Annotated in this window: 18 protein-coding genes; 3 read left to right on the forward strand and 15 right to left on the reverse strand. The window is 64.8% G+C overall.

The window, feature by feature from the left end:
- Positions 1–63: 63 nt before the first annotated feature.
- From argE to PVE35_RS14765, 13 genes are all read right to left on the reverse strand, one after another.
- Positions 64–1,221 (reverse strand): acetylornithine deacetylase, encoded by a 1,158-nt coding sequence (gene argE, locus PVE35_RS14705; protein ID WP_277372225.1) that lies wholly within the window; start codon positions 1,219–1,221, stop codon positions 64–66.
- A complete protein-coding gene (locus tag PVE35_RS14710) occupies positions 1,218–3,050 on the reverse strand; it encodes an ABC transporter ATP-binding protein (RefSeq protein WP_277372226.1) in 1,833 nt (610 codons plus the stop codon). Before PVE35_RS14710 ends, argE begins: the two co-directional genes overlap by 4 nt.
- Before the next feature lies 1 nt (position 3,051).
- A complete protein-coding gene (locus PVE35_RS14715) occupies positions 3,052–3,957 on the reverse strand; it encodes an ABC transporter permease (protein WP_277372227.1) in 906 nt (301 codons plus the stop codon).
- Positions 3,954–4,907, reverse strand: a complete 954-nt coding sequence (locus PVE35_RS14720) for an ABC transporter permease (protein WP_268182954.1) — start codon at positions 4,905–4,907, stop codon at positions 3,954–3,956. The genes PVE35_RS14715 and PVE35_RS14720 overlap by 4 nt, the downstream gene beginning before the upstream one ends.
- A gap of 75 nt (positions 4,908–4,982) precedes the next feature.
- Positions 4,983–6,629 carry an ABC transporter substrate-binding protein gene (locus tag PVE35_RS14725; RefSeq protein ID WP_268182952.1) on the reverse strand — a complete coding sequence of 549 codons (1,647 nt, stop codon included), beginning with the start codon at positions 6,627–6,629 and terminating at the stop codon, positions 4,983–4,985.
- 103 nt (positions 6,630–6,732) lie between these two features.
- On the reverse strand, positions 6,733–8,007 hold the full coding sequence (locus PVE35_RS14730; RefSeq protein WP_277372228.1) for an FAD-binding oxidoreductase: 1,275 nt from the start codon (positions 8,005–8,007) through the stop codon (positions 6,733–6,735).
- A gap of 39 nt (positions 8,008–8,046) precedes the next feature.
- Positions 8,047–8,715, reverse strand: coding sequence for a haloacid dehalogenase type II (locus tag PVE35_RS14735; protein ID WP_268182947.1), 669 nt, complete (start codon positions 8,713–8,715; stop codon positions 8,047–8,049).
- Between the two features lie 352 nt (positions 8,716–9,067).
- On the reverse strand, positions 9,068–9,994 hold the full coding sequence (locus PVE35_RS14740; protein WP_277372229.1) for a glyoxylate/hydroxypyruvate reductase A: 927 nt from the start codon (positions 9,992–9,994) through the stop codon (positions 9,068–9,070).
- 9 nt (positions 9,995–10,003) lie between these two features.
- Positions 10,004–11,761, reverse strand: coding sequence for a dihydroxy-acid dehydratase (locus tag PVE35_RS14745; RefSeq protein WP_277372230.1), 1,758 nt, complete (start codon positions 11,759–11,761; stop codon positions 10,004–10,006).
- 114 nt (positions 11,762–11,875) lie between these two features.
- Positions 11,876–12,544 carry a haloacid dehalogenase type II gene (locus PVE35_RS14750; protein ID WP_268182947.1) on the reverse strand — a complete coding sequence of 223 codons (669 nt, stop codon included), beginning with the start codon at positions 12,542–12,544 and terminating at the stop codon, positions 11,876–11,878.
- Positions 12,545–12,832: 288 nt separating this feature from the next.
- Positions 12,833–14,302 (reverse strand): aldehyde dehydrogenase family protein, encoded by a 1,470-nt coding sequence (locus PVE35_RS14755; RefSeq protein WP_277372231.1) that lies wholly within the window; start codon positions 14,300–14,302, stop codon positions 12,833–12,835.
- A 187-nt stretch (positions 14,303–14,489) separates the two neighbouring features.
- Positions 14,490–15,461 (reverse strand): threonine/serine dehydratase, encoded by a 972-nt coding sequence (locus PVE35_RS14760; protein WP_277372232.1) that lies wholly within the window; start codon positions 15,459–15,461, stop codon positions 14,490–14,492.
- A 37-nt stretch (positions 15,462–15,498) separates the two neighbouring features.
- The gene (locus PVE35_RS14765; RefSeq protein ID WP_277372233.1) at positions 15,499–16,764 is read right to left on the reverse strand and encodes an ornithine cyclodeaminase family protein; all 1,266 of its coding nucleotides are present in this window, start codon (positions 16,762–16,764) and stop codon (positions 15,499–15,501) included.
- Positions 16,765–17,036: 272 nt separating this feature from the next.
- Here PVE35_RS14765 and PVE35_RS14770 point away from each other — a divergent pair, with 272 nt between their 5' ends.
- On the forward strand, positions 17,037–18,362 hold the full coding sequence (locus PVE35_RS14770; RefSeq protein ID WP_277372234.1) for an FAD-binding oxidoreductase: 1,326 nt from the start codon (positions 17,037–17,039) through the stop codon (positions 18,360–18,362).
- 54 nt (positions 18,363–18,416) lie between these two features.
- On the opposite strand, the gene PVE35_RS14775 is transcribed toward PVE35_RS14770, so the two are convergent.
- Positions 18,417–19,127 (reverse strand): cupin domain-containing protein, encoded by a 711-nt coding sequence (locus PVE35_RS14775; protein ID WP_268182932.1) that lies wholly within the window; start codon positions 19,125–19,127, stop codon positions 18,417–18,419.
- 248 nt (positions 19,128–19,375) lie between these two features.
- Here PVE35_RS14775 and PVE35_RS14780 point away from each other — a divergent pair, with 248 nt between their 5' ends.
- Both PVE35_RS14780 and PVE35_RS14785 read left to right on the forward strand, forming a co-directional pair.
- Entirely contained in the window at positions 19,376–20,233 is an 858-nt protein-coding gene (locus PVE35_RS14780; protein WP_268182929.1) for a GNAT family N-acetyltransferase, read from the forward strand.
- A 190-nt stretch (positions 20,234–20,423) separates the two neighbouring features.
- Positions 20,424–21,734 (forward strand): methyl-accepting chemotaxis protein, encoded by a 1,311-nt coding sequence (locus tag PVE35_RS14785; protein WP_277372235.1) that lies wholly within the window; start codon positions 20,424–20,426, stop codon positions 21,732–21,734.
- Between the two features lie 1,163 nt (positions 21,735–22,897).
- Here PVE35_RS14785 and PVE35_RS14790 read toward each other — a convergent pair.
- Complete coding sequence (locus PVE35_RS14790) at positions 22,898–24,925, reverse strand: FIST N-terminal domain-containing protein (RefSeq protein ID WP_277372236.1); 2,028 nt, start codon at positions 24,923–24,925, stop codon at positions 22,898–22,900.
- Between the last annotated feature and the right edge of the window lie 23 nt (positions 24,926–24,948).

Genomic DNA, 24,948 nt, shown 5'->3' on the forward strand with positions numbered 1-24,948 from the left:
GTGGCGGATGCTGAAAATCGCCCCGCCACGGCAGGCTCTGCCGCGCCCTGTCGGGGCCCCGTGTCAGCTACGCAACGAGCCCAGCAGGCCGTCGAGAAAGCGCTCGCCAGCGTCCATCTGGCTCAGCTCGACGAACTCGTCGGGCTTGTGCGCCTGTTCGATGGAGCCCGGCCCGCAGACCACCACCGGCACGTCCAGGCGCTGGGTGAACAGACCACCCTCGGTGCCGAACGACACCTTGGCAGTGCCCGTACCCGGCTCGGCGAACGCTTGCAGAAAGCGCACGGCTTCCACACTGGGGTGGGTGTCGAGGCCGGGGTAGACGTTCAACGTCTCGATCTCGATGGTCGCCACGCTGGACAGGCGCTTGGCCTCGGCGGCAATGGCCTCGGCCTGCTCACGCATCTGCTCGATGAAGCCGTCGAGGTCATCGGCCGGCAGGTTGCGCACCTCGAAATCCAGGCTGCACAGGTTGGGCACGATGTTCAGTGCCTTGCCGCCGGCGATCTGGCCGACATGCACGGTGCTGTAGGGCACGTCGTAGGCGGCGTCGTGCGCGCCCTGCTGTTGCAAACGCCGTTGGCCCTCGCGCAGCGTGGCGATGAAGTCGCAGGCCAGGTGAATGGCATTGGCCGAACGCGGCGCCAGCGAGGAATGCGCCTCCTGGCCACGACACAGGGCGCGGTAGGAGCCCTTGCCCTTGTGGCCGAGGACGAACTGCATGCGTGTCGGCTCACCGATGATGCACAGCATGGGCCGAACCGGCGCCAGGTGCAGCACGTCGAGCAGGCGGCGCACGCCAACGCAGCCGATTTCCTCGTCATGGGACAGGGCCAGTTGCAACGGGCGATTCAGGGGGCCATCGGCGGCGTTCAGCATGGCGTCGATGGCCAGGGCGATGAAGCCCTTCATGTCGCAACTGCCGCGGCCATACAGGCGCCCGTCGCGCTGCGTCAGCGCGAAGGCCGGCAGCGTCCAGGCCTGGCCGGCCGCCGGTACCACGTCGGTGTGCCCGGACAGCAGGATGCCCGGCACCTCACGCGGGCCGACGCTGGCGAACAGGTTGGCCTTGCGTCCGCTCTCGTCCTTGACGATCAGCGACTCGATGCCCCGGCTCGCCAGCAGCTCGCGCACGTAGTCGATCAGCGCCAGGTTGGACTCCGAGGAAACGCTGTCGAAGGCGATCAGACGTTTGCAGATCTCCAGTGCCCGGGCTCTCATGCGTAGGCTTCCAGAAGCTTGCGCTCGCAGCGCACCTGCTGCGCCTGCTGCAGTTCGGCGCTGCTGCGGTGACAGAGCACCTCGCTGCCACCGGCGATGAGGACACGCGGCGGCTCGCGGCGGTTGCACAGCCCCTCGACACGCACCGAACAACGATCGAGGAAGGGGCACAGCCTGGCGCCCACGGCCGGCTCGCTGATCACGGGCAAGGCGCCGTAGCTGGCGCCGCAATTTTCCAGCCAGCCCTGGCGCAGCTCCGGTACCGAGTTGATCAGCAGGTCGGTGTAAGGGTGGAACGGCGCCTGGGCGAAGGCCTGCTGATCACCGGCCTCCACCTTGTGGCCGCTGTACATCACCACGATGTCGTCGCACAGCGCGCGCACCGTGGAGATGTCGTGGCTGATGAACAGGTAGGACAAGCCCAGCTCGCGGCGCAGGTCGCGCAGCAGTTCGAGAATCGCCGCGCCGACCACGGTATCCAGCGCCGAGGTGACTTCGTCACAGAGGATCAGATCCGGCTCGGCGGCCAGCGCCCGTGCCAGGTTGATGCGTTGCTTCTGGCCACCGGACAGCTCGCTGGGGCGGCGCTGGGCGATGCCGGCCGGCAACTGCACCAGCTCCAGCAATTCGGCCATGCGCCGCTGCTGCTGCGCGCCCTTCATGCCGTGGTAGAAGCGCAGTGGCCGGGCCAGGATGTCTTCGATGCTGTGCTGCGGGTTGAGCGCCGTGTCGGCATTCTGGAACACGTACTGGATGCGCCGGAACTGCTCGCGGCTGCGCCCATCCAGAGAGCGGCTCAGCGGCTGAGCATCGAGCAGGATCTGTCCGGCCGAGGGTTCGACCAGGCCGGCGATGGCCTGCGCCAGGGTGGTCTTGCCCGAACCGGACTCGCCGATCACCCCCACTGCCTCGCCACGCCGCACCTTGAGGTCGACCTGGTGCAGCACCTTCTTGATGCCGTAGCAGATTTCCAGGCCACGCACGTCGAGCAGCAGGCCCTCCTCCTCCGGAGTGACCTGATGATCGCTGACGCCGCCCTGCACCGTTGGCTTCATCGCCGCCAGCAGGCTGCGCGTATAGGGATGTTGCGGCTCGCGCAGGATCTGTTCGGTGCTGTTGTGCTCCTGAATCTGGCCATCACGCAGCACGATGATGCGGTCGGCCATCTGCGCCACCACGGCCAGATCGTGGGACACGTAGATGGCGGTGGTATCGCGCTCGCGCACCACCTGCTTGAAGGCGCGCAGCACTTCGATCTGGGTGGTCACGTCCAGCGCCGTGGTCGGCTCGTCGAGGATCACCAGGGCTGGGTCGGTGATCAGCGCCATGGCCGCCATCAGACGTTGCAACTGCCCGCCCGAGACCTGGTGCGGATAACGCGCGCCGATACGCTCGGGTTCCGGCAAGGCCAGGGCGCGGAACAGCTCGACGGCTTTGTCCTGCGCCTGCTTGCGTGACAGCAGGCCATGGATCAGGGCGCCTTCGATCACCTGCGCCATGATGGTCTTCGAGGGGTTGAAGGCCGCTGCCGCGCTCTGCGCGATATAGGCCACGGTGCGCCCGCGCAACTTGGCCAGCTCGCTGTTGGAGAGCTGCAGCACATCGACCTCGCCGATGCGCACCGAGCCACCGACGATGCAGCAACCGGCGCGGGCATAGCCCATCAGTGACAGGGCGATGGTGCTCTTGCCCGAGCCGGACTCACCGATCAGCGCCAGCACCTCGCCCTTGTTCAGGCTGAATTCGGCCCCCTGCACGATCGGTACGTCGATGCCCTGGTCATTGCGGGCGGCCACCTGCAAGCCACTTACCTTGACGATCTGCTTCATGTCACTTCTCCGTGCCGCGCTGGGTTCGTCCGCCGAGGCTGTCGATCAGCAGGTTGACGCCCATGGTCAGGCTAGCGATGGCCAGCGCCGGGGCCAGTACGGCCGGGGCGCCCTGGCCCAGACCCTGAATGTTCTCGCGCACCAGCGAACCCCAGTCGGCATCCGGCGGCTGGATGCCCAGGCCGAGGAAGCTCATGGCACTGAGCAACAGCACCACGTAGACGAAACGCAGGCCGAAATCGGTGAACACCGGGCGCAGCATGTTCGGCAGCACCTCGATGAAGATGATGTAGGCCATGCCCTCACCGCGGGTACGCGCGACCCGCACGAAGTCCATGGCCATCAGGTTCACCGCCACGGCACGGGCGATACGGAACGAGCCGGGCATGTAGGCGAAAGCCGCCATCAGCAGCAACAACGGCACCGAGGAGCCGAACGAAGCCACCATCAACAGGGCGAAGATCTTGTTGGGAATGGCGATCAGAGCATCCTGGGTGCGGCTGATCAGGGCATCCAGCCAGCCTCCGGAGGCCGCCGCCACCAGCGCCAGCAGTACGCCGGCGGAGCAGGCCAGCACGGTGGCCAGCAGGGCCACGCCGATGGTGTATGGCGCGCCCTGCAGCAGGCGGCTGAGCATGTCGCGGCCCAGGTAATCGCTGCCCAGCGGGAATTGCAGGCTCAGCGGGCCGAAGAAGTCATCGCTGACCAGAGCGTTGGGGTCGTGCGGTGCCAGCCAGGGGCCAGCCACCGCCATCACGGCCCAGAACAGCACCAGCAGCAAACCGACGATGCCGGCACCGGACAGCTTCAGACGACGCTTGCGCGGCGCCACGGCGGGCAGCGGAGCCTCGAGGGGAATATCGCGCAGCGCGGCGCTCGCTCGTGTGGATACGGTGTCCGTTTTCATTTGCGCAGCCTCGGGTTGGACAGGATGGCACAGAGGTCGGCCAGCAGCACCAGCGTCAGGAAGCCCAGGCAGAACAGCATTACGCAGGCCTGCACCAAGGGCATGTCGCGGGTGATCACGCCATTGACGATCAGCGTCGCGATCCCCGGATAGTTGAAGATCGACTCGACGATGACCACGCCGCCGAGCAGGTACGACAGGCTCAACGCCACCGCATTGGCGATCGGCCCGATGGCGTTGGGCAGTGCGTGGCGCAGCACCACGCGGATCGGCCGGGCGCCCTTGAGCACGGCCATTTCCACGTAGGGCGAACTGAGCTGATCGACCACCGCCGCGCGGGTCATGCGCGCCATCTGGGCGATCAGCACGCAGCACAGGGTCAGCACTGGCATGGCATAGACGCGCAACAGCTCGCCGAAGCTGTGCACCTCGACACTGCGCGACAAGGCCGACAGCCAGCCCAGCTTCACGGCGAAGATCAGCACGGCGATGGTGGCGATGAGAAACTCCGGCACGGACACCGCGAACACCGTCAGCATGTTGCTGTAGCGGTCAAACTTCGAGCCACGGTACATCGCCGAGAGAATGCCGATGCTCAGCGCTATCGGCACCGACACCAGCGCGGTGATTGCCGCCAGGCTCAGGGTGTTGGGCAGGCGGCTGGCGATCAGATCGCCCACCGGCATGCCATTGACCATCGATACCCCAGGGCTGCCACTGAGCAGTCCGCCGAGCCAGTGCAGGTAGCGCAGGTAGATCGGCTGATCCAGACCAAGCTGCGCCCGCATGGCCGCCACCGCTTCAGGGGTGGCCTCCTGGCCGAGCATTTCCTGCACGGCGTCGCCGGGCAACAAACTGGTGAGGAAAAATACCACCAGCGAGACGATCAACAAGGTGATCACGCCAATCCCCAGACGTCCCACCACAAGGCGCGCAATGGTGCCGTTCATATTCAAGCCCCTCTTGTTATAGGGTCGCCGCCTGCCTTACAGTGCCGGCGGCGCCGTGCTTATCGGCGCTGCGCTTCAGGCATCCAACCAGGCGTACTCGGCGAACATGTAGCCCATCAGCCCACCCAGTGGGTGAGGCACCAGTCCCTTGAGCTTGGCATTACGGCCATCGAGGCTGCTGTTGAACTGGGAGATGCCGACCCCACAGTGCTCATGCACCAGCGCCTGCATCTCACCGTACATCTGTTTGCGCTTGGCGTCGTCGGTTTCCCCGCGCGCGGCGAGCAGCAACTGATCGAAGCGCTCGTTCTTCCAACCCGACTCGTTCATCACAGCATCGGACTGGAAGAACAGGCTGAACAACAGATCGGCGGTCGGACGCGCCCCGATGGCACCGAAACCCAGCGGGTGCTTCATCCAGTGATTGGACCAGTAGCCATCGGCTGGAACCCGTTTGATATCCAGCTTGAGGCCGATCTGCTGGCCGGAGAGCTGCAGGAGCTGGGCGATGTCCAGCGAGCCGGTAGCAGCCTCCGACGCCACCAGCGGCAAGGAGCGCCCGGCCATGCCGGACTTCTGGAGGTGAAACTTGGCCTTGTCCAGGTCGAACGCGCGCTGCGGGACATCGGCGGAGTAATAGCGGCTGTTGGCGGCGATCGGCTGGTCGTTGGCGATCCTGCCGTAGCCACGAAAGGCCACGCGGTTGATCTGCTTGCGATCGAGCAGGTACTTCATGGCCAGAACGAAATCCGGGTTCTGCACCGGGCCCAGCTCATCGCGCATCACCAGGTTGGTGTAGCCGCCAGTGGGCGACTCCATCAGCGCCACGTTGGCATTGCCCTCGAGGCGCGAAACCGAGCGCGGGCTGACCGGGTTGATCAGATCCACGTCGCCGGCCAGCAACGCGCTGATCCGTGCCGACTCATCGGGGATGGAGAAGAACTCGATCTCGTCGAGATACGGCAGGCCCGGCTTCCAGTAGTTGTCATTGCGCTTGGCGATGGAGCGCACGCCCGGCTGGAACTCGGCACAGGTGAACGGCCCGGTGCCGTTGGCGGTGGTGAAGTCGGTGGTGCCGTCCCGCACGATGAGAAAATGCGTGGTGCCGAGCACCGCCGGCAGGTCGGCATTGGGGCTGATCAGGCGCACCTGCACCTCGTGCGGGCCGTTGGCCTTCACCTCCTCGAACTGCTGGGCGATGCTCAGCGCCTTGGAGCCCACCTGCGGCAGCTTGTGCCGGGTCAGCGAGTAGACCACGTCGGCCGAGGTCATCGGCTTGCCATCGTGGAACAGGATGTCCTTGCGCAGCTTGATGTTCCAGGACAAGGCATCGCTGGTGTCGAACGACTCGGCCAGGGCCATGCGCGGCACCAGTTGCTCGTCCAGCGAGGTCAGGCCGTTGTAGAACATGTTGTGCCGACAGTAATCGGTGTAGTTCGAGCCCTTGGCCGGGTCGAGGGTGTCGGCGGTGGAGCTGGTGGCGCTGGCCACCTTGATGCGCCCACCACGTTTGCCCTTGACGCTGCCTGCGCTGGCGCCAGCGGCCAGCACCTGGCCTGCCGGGCCGAACAGGCTACCCGCGCCAGCCGCGGCGATACCAGCCAGGCCCAGCATGCGCAGGGCGTCACGGCGCGACATGCCCCGGTTGAGCCCCTCGAAAATGCGCTGACTCTGCTCGCCGCTGATCAGTTGAGTGTCGGGGATGTTCTTGTTGTCAGACATATCGTTCTACCTGTCGAAAATGGAAGGCTCGAATGCTCACGGCTAAGCGGAGCGACCGGGTAACGCAAACGACGGTGGTGCCACTGCTTTTCTTGTCACACGCTCAATGCAAGTAGTCCTGAAGGCGGTAGTAGACCCCCACCACCGGGAGGAACCAGGGCTTGCCGAAATGCCCGGGAATCGCCGGCCAATCCAGATCGCCCCAGGGGTTGGCCTCGGCCTTGCCGTCCATCACCTCGGCCATCGCCTGGCCCATGTGCACCGACATCTGCACACCATGGCCGCTGTAGCCCATGGCGTGATACACGCCGCCATGCTGGCCGGCGCGTGGCAGGCGGTCGGAGGTCATATCCACCAAACCGCCCCAGCAATAGTCGATTTTCACCTGGGCCAACGGCGGGAACATTTGCGCCATCGCCGCCTGCAGGATCTTGCCGCTCTTGGCATCGGAGCTGCCTCCGGACATGGCGAAGCGCGCCCGGCCACCGAACAGCAGGCGGTTGTCCGGGGTCACCCGGAAGTAGTTGCCGATCATGCGGCTGGTGACGTACGAACGCCGTTGCGGCAATAGCTGATCGAGCAGCGCCTGGGGCAATACCTCGGTGGCCACGATGAAACTGCCCACCGGCACGATCCGCCGCCGGTACCAACCCAGCCCGCCGTGCTGGCTGGCGCCGGTCGCCATCAGTACCTGGCCGGCCTGCAGGCTGCCGCCACTGGTTTCGAGCCGATAGCCACCGGCCTCGGCCTTCCAGCCCTGCAGGGTGGTCTGCTGGTAGATCAGCGCACCGTGGCGCGCCGCCGCTTCGGCCAGACCAACACCGAAGCGGCCGACATGCATCTGCACACCGTTGCGCTGCAGCAGGCCGCCGTGGAACTCGGCCGAGTCGACTTCGGCACGGGCCTGTTCGGCGGACAACAGCTCCACCTCGGCGTCGACCTCGCGGCGGATCAGCTCGCAGGTGCGCGCCAGGCCATCGTAGTGCTGGGGCTTGGCAGCCAGCTTGAGCTTGCCGCTGCGCTTGAGGTCGCAAGCGATGCCTTCCGCCTCCACCAAAGCGACCACGCTCTGCACCGCACTTTCATAGGCCCGGTAATAAGCGCGGGCCCGCTCGGCGCCGAGGCTGGCGACCAGGCTGGCGTAGTCCTGGGCCACCCCGGTATTGCAATGCCCGCCATTACGCCCGGAGGCCTCGCCGACCACCCGGCCGGCCTCCAGTACCGCCACGCTCGCCCCTTTCAGGGCCAGCGCACGGGCCGCCGACAGCCCGGTGAAACCGCCGCCGACCACGGCAACATCGACGCGTGCCGGCAGTGCGCCGGTCTGAGCGCCGGTGAACGCCGGTGCGGTATCGAGCCAATAGGACTCACTGCGCATGGCTAACCCCTTATCCCGTGTAAAAGTGACGGTTGCGGCTCAGAGCCCGACCAGGCCGGGCAACCCGCCGATATCGGTGATCTGCCGGTAGTTGTAGCAGGCGTTACCCGGCTGCTCGTGACCGCGGGCGACGAAGGCCTTGTGCTTGATCTTCATGTCTTCGGCCGGCATCAGGTCGTAGCGGAAGCTGGAGGACACGTGCAGCAGGTCTTGCGGCCCGCAGCCCAGGTTGTCGAGCAGGTACTCGAAGGCTTGCAGGCGCGGCTTGTAGGCCTGCGCCTGCTGCGCGGTGTAGACCTTGTGGAAGGGCACGCCCAGCTTGTCGACGTTGGACATGATCTGCTCGTCCATGGCATTGGAGATGATCACCAGCGGAATCTTGTCGGCGATCTTCGCCAGGCCGGCGGTCACGTCGGCATGCGGGCCCCAGGTCGGCACGGCGTTGTAGTAAAGCCGCCCCTCACCACGATATTCCACGCCCCAGCGCTTGCACACGCGGGAGATCGCGGTATCGAGAATTTCATCATAGGGCCGCCAGTCACCCATCACCTGATCCAGGCGGTAGGCAGCGAAATCCCTGACGAACTGATCCATCTGCTCAGGCGCGACGCGGTCGGCGAACAGCTCGCGGGTCAACGGGCCCATCTGGAAGTTGGTCAAGGTGCCGTAGCAGTCAAAGGTGATGTACTTGGGGCGAAGAAAACTCATGTGGGCAATCCTGGAAGTTCGTTGATGAAAGCGACGATAGGTCGCAGCACCACGGCTTCATTACAGCACCGTGAAACCAGCAGATGACGTTAAAAGCACGAGCCAACCGACATAAACCACCGTTTTGCCCACCACCCCCAGCAGACTTTGCGGGGCGCTCCACGACTGGGCAACGGCAGGCCTGACGCACCCTCGCGGGGCGCCCCTCCCTCCCTGGCAAAACCCTCTCAGGGGCTGCGGCCGCAGAAAATGCGCCTGGTCTGAATGCACAACGGGCGCCCCAGGGAGCACCCGCTGCCATGCCTGCGTAGTGCCCCTGGCGCATCGCGGCAGCGCCATGGGGCCGCTCGCCTCAATAACCGCGAGAACGGTCGATGGCATCCGCGAGTGGCTCGCCGCGTTGATGTCGACGAATGTTCGCCAGCAGGATCGGCGCAGCCGATTCGGGCTGGGTCATGCTCGCCACATGGGGGGTCAGAAAGACCCGCGGATGGCCCCAGAATGGATGTTCCACAGGCAAGGGCTCAGGCTCGGTCACATCGAGAATGGCACGCGATAGGCGCCCGGCATCCAGCGCCTCGAGCAGATCCGCCTCGACCAGGTGCTGGCCACGCCCGACATTGATCAGCGCCGCGCCGGCAGGCAGCAGGGAAAACACTTCGCGGTTCAGGATGCCCCGGGTGGCCGGGGTGAGCGGCAACAGGCAGATCAGCACATCGCAGCCGGCGAGAAAGGGCTGCAACTGCTCTGCGCCGGCGAAACTCTCCACGCCCGACAGCTCACGCGGCGAGCGGTTCCAGCCACGCAGGTCGAAGCCGTAGCTCGCCAGGCGCTGTAGAACGGCGCTGCCGAGCGAGCCCATGCCCATCACGCCGATGGTGCGAGCCGAGGCAGGTGACACTTCGAGCGGATTCCAGGTGCGCGACTGCTTCGCCTGCACATAGTCGAAGAAGTCGCGGTGCAGGGCCAGCACGCAGAGCGACACATACTCCACCATGCCATCGATGATCCCCGGCTCGACCATCCTGACGATGGGAACCTGCCTGGGGATAGCGGAGAAATCGACATGATCGACGCCCGCCCCCGAGGAGAAGAACACCTTCAGCCGCGGCAGTTGGGCGATGAAATCCGCCGGCGCCTGCCAGGCGATCAGGTATTCGACCTCGTCGAGGTCGCCGGCATCGGGCCAGACCCGGAAGTCGAGATCGGGGGCGTGTTCGGCGAAGTAGCGCGCCCAGGCAGGGGCGCGTGCGGCATCGGATCGATAAAGAATGCTCATGGTGAAGTCCTACCAGCCCCCTACCCAGCCATCGAAAAGCCCTTCAGGCAGGGTTTCCTCGTTGGCGCCACGGAGAAAATCGAAATCGCAGCCCAGATGAGCCTGCTCGATATGTTGGTTGTACAGGTTGCGGTAGCCACGCACGTGGCGCGACAGCGGCGGTTGCCAGGCCTGGAGCCGACGTTCCAGTTCCTCCTCTTCGACACAAAGCTGCAGTCGCCGCTCGGCGACGTCGAGTTCGATGATGTCGCCGTTACGCACCAGGGCCAGCGGCCCGCCGACCGCCGCCTCGGGTGAAACGTGGAGCACGGCGGCACCATAGGCCGTGCCGCTCATGCGCGCATCGGAGATGCGCAGCATGTCGCGCACACCGCGCTCCATCAGATGACGCGGCAGGGGCAGCATGCCCCACTCCGGCATCGCCGCGCCCACCGGGCCGGCATTGCGCAGGATCAGCACGCTGTTCTCGTCGATGCCGAGTTCGGGGTTATCGATCTGGTCGGCAATCGTTTGCACGTCCTCGAACACCACCGCCGGGCCGCGGTGACGGAACAGCTTGGGATCGGCCGCACAGGTCTTCATCACCGCCCCATCCGGGGCCAGGTTGCCCTTGACCACGACCATGGTCTCGCCAGGCTTGACCGGTTTGTCCAGCGGGCGGATCACATCGCTGTCGAACACCTGCGCCGTGTCGATAATCTCGCCGAGGGTGCGCCCGTCGACGGTGCGCGCATCGAGGTGCAGCAAGGGCGCGAGGGTCTTGAGCAGGGCCGGTACGCCACCGGCGGCCATCAGCCGCTCGGTCAGGTGTTCGCCGGCGGGCTGGACGTTGGCGATCAACGGCACACGCCTGGCGATCTCGTCGAAGCGCTCCAGGCTCAGCGGCACGCCGACGCGGCCGGCGAGCGCCAGCAGGTGAATGATGACGTTGGTCGAGCCGCCCACCGCGCACAGCAGGGTGATGGCATTGTCGAAGGCGCGCGCATCGAGCACCTCGCTCGGGCAGGGGCTGCCATCGGCGGCCATGCGCACGCTACGACGGCCCACCTCGCGGGCGATCTGCTGTCGCCCGCGGTCGACCGCCGGCACCAGGCTGCTGCTAGGCAGCGATACGCCCAGGGCTTCGCAGATCACCGCCATCGAGGAAGCGGTACCCATTTCCGCGCAGTGGCCGGCCGTGCCCATCACGCTGCGCTCGAACGCGGCGAACTCGCCGTCGGAGAGTTCGCCGGCACGCAGTTGGTCAACCAGGCGCCAGACCCCGGTGGCATTGGCCAGATTGCCGCCAGTCGCCGAGCGGGGGGTAGCCGGGCCGCTGGCCAGGAAGATGAACGGCACGCCTGCGCTGGCGGCCCCCATCAGCAGGGCCGGCTGCGTCTTGTCACAGCCACCGAGCAGCACCAGCGCATCGAAGGGATAGCCGCGAATGGTCTCTTCGGCTTCCATGGCCAGCAGGTTGCGAAACGGGAAGGAGCTCGGCTTGATGATGTTCTCGCTGATCGACATCAGCGGCACCTCGAACGGGATCCCTCCCGCCTCGAGAATCCCGACCCGCACCTCTTCGGCAAGGGTGCGCAGATTGAGGTTGCACGGATTGATATCGGACCAGGTGTTGAGGATGCCGACGACCGGCCGCGTCATCAGGTCTTCGCGGCTCCAGCCGGCGGCCGACAAGGTCGAGCGATGCACGAAACCCGGCAGGTCATCCTTGCGAAACCAGCGCGCGCTGCGTAGCGGCCTACCCTCTTTTGTTTCGTTATCGCTCATCAGATCACCTTGCAGGCTTGGGTTCGGAGAATTCGTCGAGGCAGCGTGGCAAGCTGCCAGGGATACGGCAGCGCCTCGCACCGCCACTTGCAGAGGCTGTGCGAGGCTTGCAAGTCAAAGGCCGACCAGGCCGGGCAACCCGCCGATATCGGTGATCTGCCGGTAGTTGTAGCAGGCGTTACCCGGCTGCTCGTGACCGCGGGCGACGAAGGCCTTGTGCTTGATCTTCATGTCTTCGGCCGGCATCAGGTCGTAGCGGAAGCTGGAGGACACGTGCAGCAGGTCTTGCGGCCCGCAGCCCAGGTTGTCGAGCAGGTACTCGAAGGCTTGCAGGCGCGGCTTGTAGGCCTGCGCCTGCTGCGCGGTGTAGACCTTGTGGAAGGGCACGCCCAGCTTGTCGACGTTGGACATGATCTGCTCGTCCATGGCATTGGAGATGATCACCAGCGGAATCTTGTCGGCGATCTTCGCCAGGCCGGCGGTCACGTCGGCATGCGGGCCCCAGGTCGGCACGGCGTTGTAGTAGAGCCGTCCCTCGCCACGATATTCCACGCCCCAGCGCTTGCACACGCGGGAGATCGCGGTATCGAGAATTTCATCATAGGGCCGCCAGTCACCCATCACCTGATCCAGGCGGTAGGCAGCGAAATCCCTGACGAACTGATCCATCTGCTCAGGCGCGACGCGGTCAGCGAACAGCTCGCGGGTCAACGGGCCCATCTGGAAGTTGGTCAAGGTGCCGTAGCAGTCGAAGGTGATGTACTTGGGGCGAAGAAAACTCATGGCGCAGTCCTGAAGTCTTGTTGGGGGATGGTGCAGTCGACATCGACTCCGCTCGGGAACACAGACGTCGTGCTGAACTGCCCGATCATTACAGCACCAGGCCCTCGGCAGATGAGGTTAAAAGCAGGCACGCATCGACACAAAAAGGCCGTTTTTCAGGCCAGGGCCAGCAGACTTTGCGGAGCGCCCCGAAAGCGAGCAAAGCCAGCGAGCATGCGCCCCTGGGGGGCCAAACAAGGCAAAACGGGCGCCTCGCAGGGCGCCCGTTGGGGGGATAACGCAGCACAATCAACCGATGTCGATGAGCACGCTCTTGTGCCGCAGGTTGGCCGTGAAGGCCTCGCTGCCCAGATCCTTGCCGATGCCGGAACGCTTGTAGCCGCCGGTGGGCAGAATGTGGTCGTCGCTGCGCCCGTAACGGTTGACCCACACCGTGCCCACCTCCAGGCCACGAATCAGGCGCAGGGCGCGGTTGAGGTCGGCGGTGTGCACGCCCGCTGCCAACCCGTAGGTGGGGTGCTCGGCCAGTTGCAGGGCCTGCTGCTCGTCATCGAAGGTCTGGATGGTCAGCACCGGGCCGAAGATCTCTTCCGGCACGGCCGGGTTGTCGCTGGCCGTCACGCCGAGCAAGGTGGGCTGATAATAGGCGCCGCCAAGGCCGTCGATGCTCCCGCCACCTGCGAGCACCTCGGCACCGGCCTGACGCGAGCGCTGCACGATGGCGTCGATACGCTCGGCCTGCTGCCGGGAAATGATCGGCGCCAGGCTGGTCTGCGCCGACCAGGTCGGGCCAGGGCGCAACTCGCGGAAATGCTGCTGCAGGCATTCGACGAAAGGTTCGAGAATGCTGCGCTCGATGATCAGCCGCGAGCCCGATACGCACACCTGGCCGGCGTTGCCGGTGACGGCCATGGCCACGCTACGCGCGGTCTTGGGCAAATCGGCAATATCGGCGAACACCAGTTGCGGGCTCTTGCCGCCCAGCTCCAGGGTTACCGGCTTGGGGCCGTACTTGGCGCAGGTCGACATGATGCTGGAGCCGGTGGCCGTGGAGCCGGTGAAGGTCACCTTGCTGATGCGCGGGTGGCGGCACAGGGCATCGCCGGTCAGGCGCCCGTCGCCCTGCACCACGTTGAAGATGCCTGGCGGCAGGCCCGCCTGCACCCCCAGCTCGGCGTAGCGCAGGATGGAGAACGGGGTGAGTTCCGAGGGCTTGAGCACCACCGCGTTGCCCGCCGCCAGGGCCGGCGCCACCTTCCAGTTGGCCATGCTCAACGGGAAATTCCACGGCGCGATGGCACCGATCACCCCGTAAGGCTCGGCGATCTGCATGCCCAGGCGGTCATGCTGGGTGGCCGCCACCTGGCCGCCGTGCTTGTCGGCCAGCTCGGCGAAAAAGCGCAGCACCTCGGCCACATAGGGGATGTCCCAGGCCAATATATCCTTGTGCGGACGGGTCGAGCCGACCGCCTCCAGCGGCGCCAGGGTCGCGGCATCGGCCTCGATCAGGTCGGCCCAGCGGCGCAGCACACGGCAGCGCTCACGTGGTGGGCGGCTGGCCCAGTCACTCTGGCGGAACGCCTGCCAGGCGTTCTCCACCGCCTCGTCCACCAGCGCCGCATCGGCGATGGGCAGTTGCGCGTAGGGTTGGCCATCGGAGGGGCGCGACACTTCCAGCCCCGGCAGGCCGTTGCGGTAACGGCCGCCAATGAAATGGGCACTGCGCACGGACACACCGTTCGGGTCGAAGCTGTTCATAAAGGACTCCAGGTAAGAGCGCCAGGACACCTGCGCGGCGCCTGGCATAGCCAGACCTCCATCCTAGAAAACATTGCCCGATACATGCTGCGGACTTGCGGCCGTGCCCAAGCATTAGCTGCGGACTTTCAGGCCTGGCCCGATGTAATCGACCGCAAGGTGCAAGGCCCATGTCCTGGCGATCATGCTAGCCGCGATCCTGGTAGACCTCGGCCAGGTCACACAGATCCCAGTTGCCGCCGGTCAGGACCACACAGACCTTTTCATCCGGGCGAACCTTCAGCGTACCGGCCAGCAGCGCGCCAATGCCGATGGAGGCGGCGGGTTCGGCGATCAGCTTGGCGTCCTTGGCCAGGGCGCGCATGCCCTGGACGATGTGCTCGTCCTCGACCAGGACGATCTCGTCGACATAACGTTCGATGATCGGGTAAGGGTTTTGCCCCGGCACACTGATGCGCAAGCCGTCGGCAATGGTGTTGAGCAAGGGCAGCGTGGTGCGCTGCTTGTTCAGGCGGCTGTGGTAGTACTTGGGAGTCAATGCCGGCTCGGCACCGACGACCCGCACCGACGCTCGGGTTTCCTTGATGGCGGTGGCGATGCCGGAAATCAGGCCGCCGCCGCCCATGGGAACGATGACGGTGTCCACGTCCTGCAGGTCTTCCAGAATCTCGCAACCGATGGTGCCCTGGCCGGCCATCACCAGCGGATCCTCGAAGGCATGGACGGGCACGTAGCCGTTTTCCTCGGCGATTTCGTATACCCGCTTCCAGCGCGCGGCAGTGTCGCCATCGAAGAGGATGACCTCGGCACCGAGCGCCTGGGTGTTGGCGATCTTGATCTTCGGGGTGGTTACCGGCAGCACCAGAATGGCTTTCACTCCCAGCATGCGGGCGGCGTAGGCAAGCCCCTGGGCATGGTTACCGGACGAGGTGGCGATGATGCCGTTGGCGATCGTCTCTCGCGGCAGCGAGAGCGTCTTGTTCAACGCGCCGCGAATCTTGAATGCGCCGGTGATCTGCAAGGTTTCGGGCTTCAGGTAGAGCTGGCAAGCGACAGCCTTTTCTATCTTCTCGGCGCGCAACAAGGGCGTATGCCGGATATGCGGTGCGAGCCGTTTTCGGGCCTCTAGAATGTCCGCGATGGTGGGATGGTCGAGCATGTCATGTCCTCTGTCCTGTTACCGAAAGATCCCGCACTCAAAGAAAGCCGAAGAAGGTTCCGATCTGTTTTTCCAGTGCGTTGCGATAGATTTTCTCGGCGGTGGTGTTGTCCTGTATGGCCATGCCGGTGGAGTCGAAGAGGGTGATCTCCTCATCGCTCTGCCGCCCTGGTTTCGTGCCCAGCAGTATCTCGCCGAGTTCGCCGTGAATATCGTCAAGGCCGATGACCCTCTCGTTCAGCGCATGCCAGGTTTCCCCTTTGTCGATGCACTGTGCGATCGAGTCGTTGACGATCTTGGCGTGGCGGAATATCTCGGGCTCGAATTCCTGCTTGCCTTTCATGTCCGTGCCGATGGCGACGATATGGGTGCCGGGCTTCACCCAGCTCGCTTGCACCAGCGGGCCCTTGCCGCGGGTAGTGGTGATGAGGATATCGGCCTGCTCGACCGCCTCCTTCTTCGAGTCGGCCAGGATCACCGGAATACCGAGTTCGCCTTCGATATCCACCTTGAAGCGCTCGCGCGTTTCGGGGGTTCTGCTCCAGGCATGGATCACTTCGATGGGTCTGACCAGGCTGATGGCGCGAATCTGCATGCGTGCCTGATTGCCAGTGCCGATGCAAGTGACCTTCGTGGCGTTCGCACGCGCCAGTGCCTTGACCGAAACAGCCCCCGAGGCCCCCGTTCTGAGGCCGGTGAGCAGGCTGCCGTCCATCACGCAGATCAGCGCGCAACTGCGGGCATCGAACAACAGAACGGAGCCCATGCCGTTGGGTACGCCGTGTGTGCCCGGGTTATCGAGAAAACCACCGGACGAGGCTTTCATCGAGATGATCTCATTGCTCGTGCAGTAACCGACCTTGAAGTCGATCTCACCGCGAGGTGCCGGCAGGTGGATGCCGATGTAATCCGGTTGCACCACCTGCCCGGCGCTGAAGGCCTTGTAGGCCTCCTCCACCGTGCCAATGACTTCCTGCATGGTGATCAAGCTGCCGACTTCTGCTTTGTTGAGCAGCAGGGTTTTCATCTGCACGACCTCACTACTGACTGACCTGGACAACCGTCCATCAACCGGCAGCCAGGTAAAAAGGGCACTGCTCACGGGCAGTGCCGGCTTGCCTCGAATCAGTATGCCGTCGGGCGCTCCGCAGAAAATTTCGGATATTGGCTCAAGGCGCAACTTCCGCTTGTTTTTGCCACCGTTGACGAAAGCTGACGCTGCGCCCTGCCCATGCAGCGATTGCCTGCACGGCATGCGTGAAGCGGCTCGAATGCATGTCGTTGGAGCGAGGTGCGCCGGCATCGGTCAGCCATCAGCACGCCGGGCAGAACAGGCAAGGCAGAAAAACTCATGAGGGTCATGACAGGCGCCGCAGCATAAACTTCCGAGCGCACCGGCGAAAACACCTGATTCTGCGATTGCACAGGATCAATACGACAGCCTGCATCGGGTCGAGCTGCCTACCATAAGCGGCACAATGGCAGTGCCGCTGACGCTGTCCAACGCCCTGTTCAAGGGACGACAATCCAGCATCCCCCTTAACCCTTTCGCTCTTGCAGGCCAGGAGAAACAACATGCCGGCTCCCTTGATCACCATGCAGTCCACGGCACAATTGCCCGATAGCGCCGATATCGTGGTCATCGGCGGCGGCATCATCGGCGTCTGCACGGCCTATTTCCTGGCCCGCGATGGCCTCAAGGTCGCACTGCTGGAAAAGGGCCGCATCGGCGCCGAACAGTCCAGCCGCAACTGGGGCTGGTGCCGCCAGCAGAATCGCGATGCCCGCGAGCTGCCGCTGTCCACCAAAAGCCTCGAGCTGTGGGAAGAAATCAGCGCCGAGCTGGGCGAAGACCTGGGCTTTCGCCGTTGCGGGCTGTTCTATCTTTCCGACAACCAGGCCGAGCTGGATGGCTGGGCCAAGTGGCGCGACTTCGCCATCACCCAGGGGGTGACCACCCATATGCTCAGTAGCGCCGAGGCCACGCAACGCGGTGCCGCCACCGGCAAACCCTGGCTTGGCGGCGTGTTCTCCCCCTCCGACGGCATCGCCGACCCGTCCCGTGCCGCGCCGCTGATCGCCAAGGGCGTGCTCAAGCATGGCGGCACGGTGCATCAGTTCTGCGCAGCACGCGGGGTGGAAACCGAGGCCGGGCGTGTCAGCGCGGTGATTACCGAACACGGCGTGATCAAGACACGCCAGGTGGTGATGGCCGGCGGCGCCTGGGCGTCGTCCTTCTGCGCGCAACTGGGCATTCGCTTTCCACAGGCCTCGATACGCTCCAGCATCCTCTCGGTGATGCCCGGCGTGCAGGGCATTCCCGATGCCCTGCACACCAGCGAGGTGACCGTCACCCGGCGTGGCGATGGCGGCTACACCCTGGCCATTTCCGGGCGCGCCTGCGTCGACCCGACGCCGCAACAACTGCGCTTCGCCAGCTACTTCGTGCCGATGTTCGCCAAACGTTGGCAGATGCTCTCGCCGGGCGACCTGCAGGGCTGGCTGTCCGGCCACGAAACCTGGCGCAAGTGGGCACTGGACAAACCGACGCCAATGGAGCGCGTGCGCATCCTCGATCCACGCCCATCGGAAGCCATCCTGCGCGATACCCTCGCCCGCGCTCGCCGTCTGCTGCCAGCGCTGGGCAGCGTGCCCATGCAGGCCGGCTGGGCCGGTTACATCGACAGCACCCCGGACGGCGTGCCGGTGATCGACGAGGCGCAGAACCTGCCAGGCTTCATCCTTGCCGCTGGCTTCTCCGGCCATGGCTTCGGCATCGGCCCCGGCGCCGGCCGCCTGATCTCCGAACTGGCACAAGGGCAAACGCCCTTCGTCGACCACCGCCAGTACAACCTGGCGCGCCTGAACAAGAGCGCCTGGGGCAAGGTGTCGGAGTTCTGAACCGCACCGAAGCGCCCTCTCCCTGGCAGGGAGAGGGCTTCAAGCGCTAACGCCTCACTTGACCACGTAAAGCTTGCGCACATAGCCCGTGCTGGTCCAGGCACAAGGCGTGCCCTGCGCCACGAATACGGTGTCGCCGGAATTGACCCTCAACTGCGCGCCGTCTTCGAGGGTCAGGGTGACGCTGCCTTCGATCAGGTGCATCAGCTCATGCACCTTGTGCGGGCGGCTGCGACGGGCGTAGGGCGTGGAGTCCCACACGCCGATCAGCAGGTTGCTGGCCGCGTCGGCATAGGCATTGTGCGAGCGGCATTGCGGCGCCTGGCTCAGCAGGATCTGCGCCTCCGGTGGCTGCGACGGGTTGAGCGGGGCGTAGGCCTGCAACGGCGTCAGCCCCGGCCTGGTCTCGGCACTGGCCTGCTGGTAGGCGCAGAAGGCCCACAGGCTGTCGGCCGAGGCCTGGATGCGCAACGCCGTGCCACGACCGATCACCAAGCTGTCACCCACGCCCAGTTCGAGGCTGTGCTGCTCGTCCTGCACGCTGAGATGCCCGGCGTGCACCACCAACATCTCGACATGCGGATAGTGCTCGACCCGGTGCTCGCCGGCCCCCTGGACGATACCGACACTCAGACCGTCATCGCTGCGATAAGCGACCTGACGCATGCCGTCGAAAGGATCGCTGGAGCCAAGGGCGGCATGAGTAAAATCAGCGGCGGGACGGCCATCGGCCAGTGCCAGCAACAGGGCGTTGGGATGTGACATCGGAGTTCTCCAATCGAGGGCGCAGGTATGCCAGAAATGGCCTGGCAAGGCCCTCCATGCTAGGTAAAAACAGGCGCAATTTGCTGCGGACTTGGCCCCCCGCGCGAGCATTAGCTGCGGCCTTTGCCTGGCAAACCGATGCAATCCACCGAAATGTCCGATGCCTATTGTCAGACCTGGCCACAGATGGGATACAGGCGCCAGCGACCGCACCGTGACCGCGTGCGGCACCACTTCGGAGAGCCATCATGCCTGCTGCGCAGCCCCCTGCCCTCGTCTACCGTCCGATGACCGCCGCCGACGTGCCAGCGGCCCATGCCCTGTCGCTCGAACTCAAATGGCCGCACCGCCTGGAAGACTGGGCCATGCTGCAGCGCGTCGCCGAAGGCTTGGTCGTCGAAGATGATGGGCGTCTGGTCGGTACCGCCTTCGCCTGCGTGCAAGGCGACTACGCCACCATCGGCCTGGTCATCGTCAGCGACGCCTATCAGGGCCGGGGCATCGGCCGCAAACTGATGGAGCTGACCCTGCAGGCCTGTGGCTCGGCCACTGCCATGCTCAACGCCACCTTGGCAGGCACGCCGCTGTATATCAGCCTGGGCTTCGTCGAATTCGGTCGGGTACACCAGCATCAGGGGACAGTGGCACCGCTGCCCTGCCCACCTCTGCCCGCCGGCACCACCTGCCGCCAGGCCGACGACCGCGACTGGGCAGAATTGCTGAGCCTGGCCAATGCCGCCAGCGGCCTGGATCGCACCCGCGTGCTGGACGATCTGCACGATGTACTGGAATGCACCTTGCTCCTCGAGCGAGACGGACAACCCTGCGCCTTCGCCATGCAGCGGCCGTTCGGTCGTGGCCGGGTCATTGGCCCGGTGGTGGCGCAGAACCGGGAACAGGCCCAGTACCTGATCAGTACCCTGTTGGCGCAACTGGCGGGCCAGTTCGTGCGCCTCGACATCCCGGCGGACTGCGGCCTGGGTGACTGGCTGGGCAACCAGGGCCTGGCCCAGGTCGACAGCGTCGCGCAGATGGCCCAAGGCGATGCCCCCCAGAGCAGTGGCGGAGTCGAGCAGTTCGCCCTGGTCACCCAGGCCATCGGCTGAAGACGATCCTGTCCTGCGGGCCTGTGGCATTCAGCGCTGGCTCAGGCCCATTGCCGCAAGCCAAATCCCAGGGCAGGTACTATCGTGCAAATTTCCTAGCCTCCCCCACGGAAATTTAGACAGGAGTGACTAAACTCAGATCTCGGATGGCCGAAGCAATGGCTAGGGACATTTCAGCGAGATCACCCTCATGTTCAACAACCGCTTGCAGCAAGAGATACAGGCGCTACGCGAGGATCTGTCCTCGGTAGAGCAGGTACGCGCCAGCCTGGATGGCGAAATGCTTGGCCTCATTCTCGACCCACAAGGTCGAGTCATGCATGCCAATGCCAACTTTCTCAAGGACATGCACTACACGGCCGAACGCTTGCAGGGCCACTCCTTGCTGGAGTTGATCCCCGAACATGTGCGCAATCTCGACTTCCATCACCGCGTGCGTCGGGCGCTGGAGCGCGGCGAGCACCTGGCCGGCGTCATCCGCCTGCTACGGGGTAATGGCCGCGAAGCCTGGCTTCGCTCGATCCTGCAGCCGGTACGCAACAGCGCCGGCAATATCCGTTTCTTCTCCCTCTATGCCAGCGATTTGACCCGTACCATCGAAACATCGCGTGAGCACGAGAACCTGATCAAGGCACTGCAGCGCTCCACCGCCGTGATCGAGTTCAACCTCGACGGCGAAGTGCTCACCGCCAATCAGCGCTTCCTCGACGCCATGGGCTACAGCCTGGAGCAGATCAAGGGCAAGCATCACCGCATGTTCTGCGATGCCAGCGAGGTCAACTCGCCGGCCTATCAACAGTTCTGGGAAAAGCTGCGCCGTGGCGAGTTCGTCGTCGACCGCTTCAAGCGCATCGACAGCCATGGCCGCGACGTCTGGCTGGAGGCCTCCTACAACCCCATCACCGATGCCCATGACCGCCTGTACAAGGTGGTCAAGTTCGCCACGGTGGTCACCGACCAGGTGCAGCGCGAAGAGGCGGTGGCGCAGGCCGCCGGCATCGCCTTCGATACCTCCAAGGGCACCGATGCCAGCGCCCGCAACGGAGCCTCGGTGGTGCAGCAGATGCTCGACGCCATGGCCGAACTGGCCGGGCGCATGCAGGAGGCGGCACAGGGCATCGAGGCGCTGGACAAGCAGTCGCAGCTCATCGGCTCCATCGTCAAGAACATCAGCAGCATCGCCGATCAGACCAACCTGCTGGCGCTCAATGCCGCCATCGAGGCGGCACGTGCTGGCGATCAGGGGCGCGGGTTCGCCGTGGTGGCCGACGAAGTGCGCCAGCTAGCCTCGCGCACCAGCTCGGCCACCGTGGAGATCACCTCGGTGGTCGGGCAGAACCAGCAGTTGGCCGAGCGTGCCGTGGAGATCATCGGCCGAGGCAAGAGCCAGGCCGAACTGGGCCTGGAACTGTCCAAGCAGGCCGGCCAGGTGATCGAGGAAATCCAGGATGGCGCACGCCGCGTGGTCGCCGCCGTGGAGAGTTTCGCCACCAAGCTGTGAGGCGATGCTGCAGAACAACGGCGCCTGCGGCCATGCGCCCAAACCCTGCAGGAACGAAGGGGGCGCCTAGCTTTTATTCGCGATTGGGTTTGGCCCAGTGCCCGCCCCTGATCGCGAATAAATTCAGCTCTTCGCGGAATCTCAGGAAAGTCAGTCTTGACGCCGGACTGGCAAGTTTGTGTGAGTGCTTGTTGCTTGTTGCTTGTTGCTTGTTCGGGTTCTTGTTCCGAATTGCCGCGTTTTTGTTGATGTTTCTGGTTTCGCCCTCCCGGGCGAGTCACTTTTGTAGGGCAAAAGTAACCAAAACCCTCCGCCCGGTCATCCGGCCCTGGCTTCGCCAGGGTTCGCTCACTCCATCGCCGCTCCAGAGGCCCGCCGCGGTGGGCCATCCCTGGCCCATCGCGGCTCTCGCGACATCCATGTCGCTCAACCTCTTCCACGACGATTCCGTTCGCCCTCCTGGGCGGGCTCTGCACGCGCCTGAACCCGAGGTAACCCAGAAGTAGCACGGAGTGCTTGAACATGGGTCAGCCTTAGGGCTGACCTTAATGCCGGCTGCAAGCCGGCAAGCTGTTCACTGCATGAAACTGCGCGAATGAAAGTATTGGTTTAACTCGACGCCCCAGTCGCGACTTCATGGCCACTAGAACACGCCGAGCAACCTATGGAGTGCCCGTTCGTTCAGGCGCGCAAATGCCCCCTTCAGGAGGCCGAGCGTAGGCATTGCGCAGGGGACGAGTGGCATGGATGCCACGAGAGGCGTAATGGGCCAGGGATGGCCCATGTACGCCACCCCCGGAGCGGTGCCGGAGTGAGGGAAGTCGAGCGCAGCATGACGGGGACGCCTAGTTCCGGATGGCGGGGGTGCGTTTCTTTTGCTTACTTTTCTTTGGGCTGGGCGGCATTCCGATTTCAAAGAAAAGTGAGTCGCCCGAGGGGGCGAAACAGGGAGTTCCAGCACACACCGCAGCGGCGCCCAGAACACCGAATCAACCAAACACTCACACAAACTTGCCAGTCCGGTGTCAACCAGGCATTCCCCCTGAAAATGCGATGATCCTTTTATTCGCAATTGGGTTTAGCCCAGTGCCCGGCCCTGATTGCCAATGAATTCGCTCCCGTAGGAACCGGGAAACGGGCTCCTACGGATGGAAACGACAGCCTCACCCGACAGTGCCGGTCAGCCCCGTCAGGGTATCGGCCAGCTCGCGCGTACGCAGCGAGGTCTGCTTGGTCAGTTGCGCGGAATCACGCAGCGAATCGATCATCCCGCCCAGCGCCGAGACCTCGCTCACCTGCTGCTGAATATGCCCGGACACCGCGCTGATGGCCTGGGATAGCTGATCGACGTCGGAGCCGATCTCGGCGGCGTTCTTGTGGGTGATCTGCGCCAGGTTGCGCACCTCGTCGGCGACCACGGCGAAACCACGGCCCATCTCCCCGGCGCGCGCGGCCTCGATGGCGGCATTGAGCGCCAACAGGTTGGTCTGCCCGGCAATCTGCTGGATGACCTGGACGATGGATTGGATACGCAGGCTGGAGCTCGCCAGCTCGTCCGCGCTGCGCACCACCGACGCGCCCTGCTCGGTCAGGCTGCGCACCACACCCTCGGCCTGCCCGGTGACCTCGCCCTGGCGCGCGATGTTGTCGGTCAGCGCATCCATGCTCTGGTGCAGCTCATGGGCATGCAGATGCAACTGCTCACCGATCTCGCGCTGCCGGGCCTCGGCCGCCTGCAGCACCCGGCCCAGGTCGGCCAGCCCCTCGAATACCGGGCGAATGTGCTCGTCGAGCCCCTCGCTGTCGATGCAAATGCCGTAGTCATGGCGTTTGAACGCATCGATCTGACTGACCACCACCTGGCTGAGCCCAGCCAGTTTCTTAACCTGTCGGCGCAGGAAGAAGGCCTTGAACTCGCCGTAATGGATGGGGAAACGATCGATGTAGTCGTCACTGAACGCGGTGCCCGGCGGTACCTGGAAGAAAAAGATCGCCGTCAGCGTCTGGTTGAGGTTCAGGCCAAGGATTTCACCGAAGGTGGAAAAGCCGATGACCGGCACCCGACCGAATACCCCTTCCATGCTCCTCAGCTCCGCCGTGTTGTTCAGCCGGCGCAGGATGCAGTCGTTGAGCAGGCCGATCAGCGGTGTACCACCCTTGCCGCGCAGGAACTGCTCGAAGTCACGCCGCGTGCTCTCCACCAATGGCGTGCGCTTGACCAATACCAGCTCCTCGCCCGGCGACACGTCGCAGAACAGGTGCACCACCTCCTGCTGCAGGTCGATGCGCGCGATGGAGCGCACGAACAGCTCGCCGCCGACGCGAATGGCGAAGGAATAATTGGCCAGCTTGCTCTCCAACTCATGTGGCTGGCAGTGCAACTCGGCGCACAGGGCCGCGACCATGCTGAGAATATTGCCGCGCGCATCGACCACCTGGCGGATGCTGCGCGCCTCGAGCGAGGCGGTGAGCACGCTCAGGCTGATGGAGGTGGGCTCGAAATTCTGGCTCTTGAACACGCCGAAGCGCACGTTGGGCGCGCTCTTGAGAAAGACCACCAGGGCATGGTTCTCGTAACGGCGCTGGCCGTCGTGCAGGAAGGTCTGACGAAAGTCGCCCTTGCCCCCGGCCGAGCCACCAACGAACAGACAGGGGAAGCGCCCCGACTCGTACAGCGCCTCCATGAAGAACGACTCGGAGGCCGACAGGCCGTCGAACAGCACGTAGGCCAGGGTATCGCGGGCATCGATCGGCGTCTTCACCTGCAGCGCCTGCAGAGAACGGGTCAGTTTGGCGATGCGCTCGCGCAGCGGCATGTGCGCCCCGCCCGCGCGGATGTCCTGGCTTTCCAGCGGCACGCTGACCACCTCGGCACTGGCCACCACCCGGCTGTCGAACACCGCCAGCACCACCCGATCCCACTGCTCGCCGGTGTCGCAATACAGACGGCCTTCACCACCGCACAGCTCGCCGGCGCTGCTGGTCAGGCTCAGGGGCACGCCGGGAAAGCGTTCAGTGATCTGCCGTGCGATGCGTTCGATATCCAGATGGGGGGAAACATAGCCGGTGATGAAGCTGGGGCGTATCCGCACCGCCGCCAGCGCGGCGGCAAGTTCGGCCGCTCGGCAGCCGATGGGGACGGCAGCCCCCTGCGGGGATTGGGTGAATCTTTCACGCTGGAAGAGACCCATGGGCGCCTCTCTCGTTGGGCTGA

The organism is Pseudomonas sp. AA-38 (assembly GCF_029457475.1).
In the GTDB taxonomy this organism is placed as follows: domain Bacteria; phylum Pseudomonadota; class Gammaproteobacteria; order Pseudomonadales; family Pseudomonadaceae; genus Aquipseudomonas.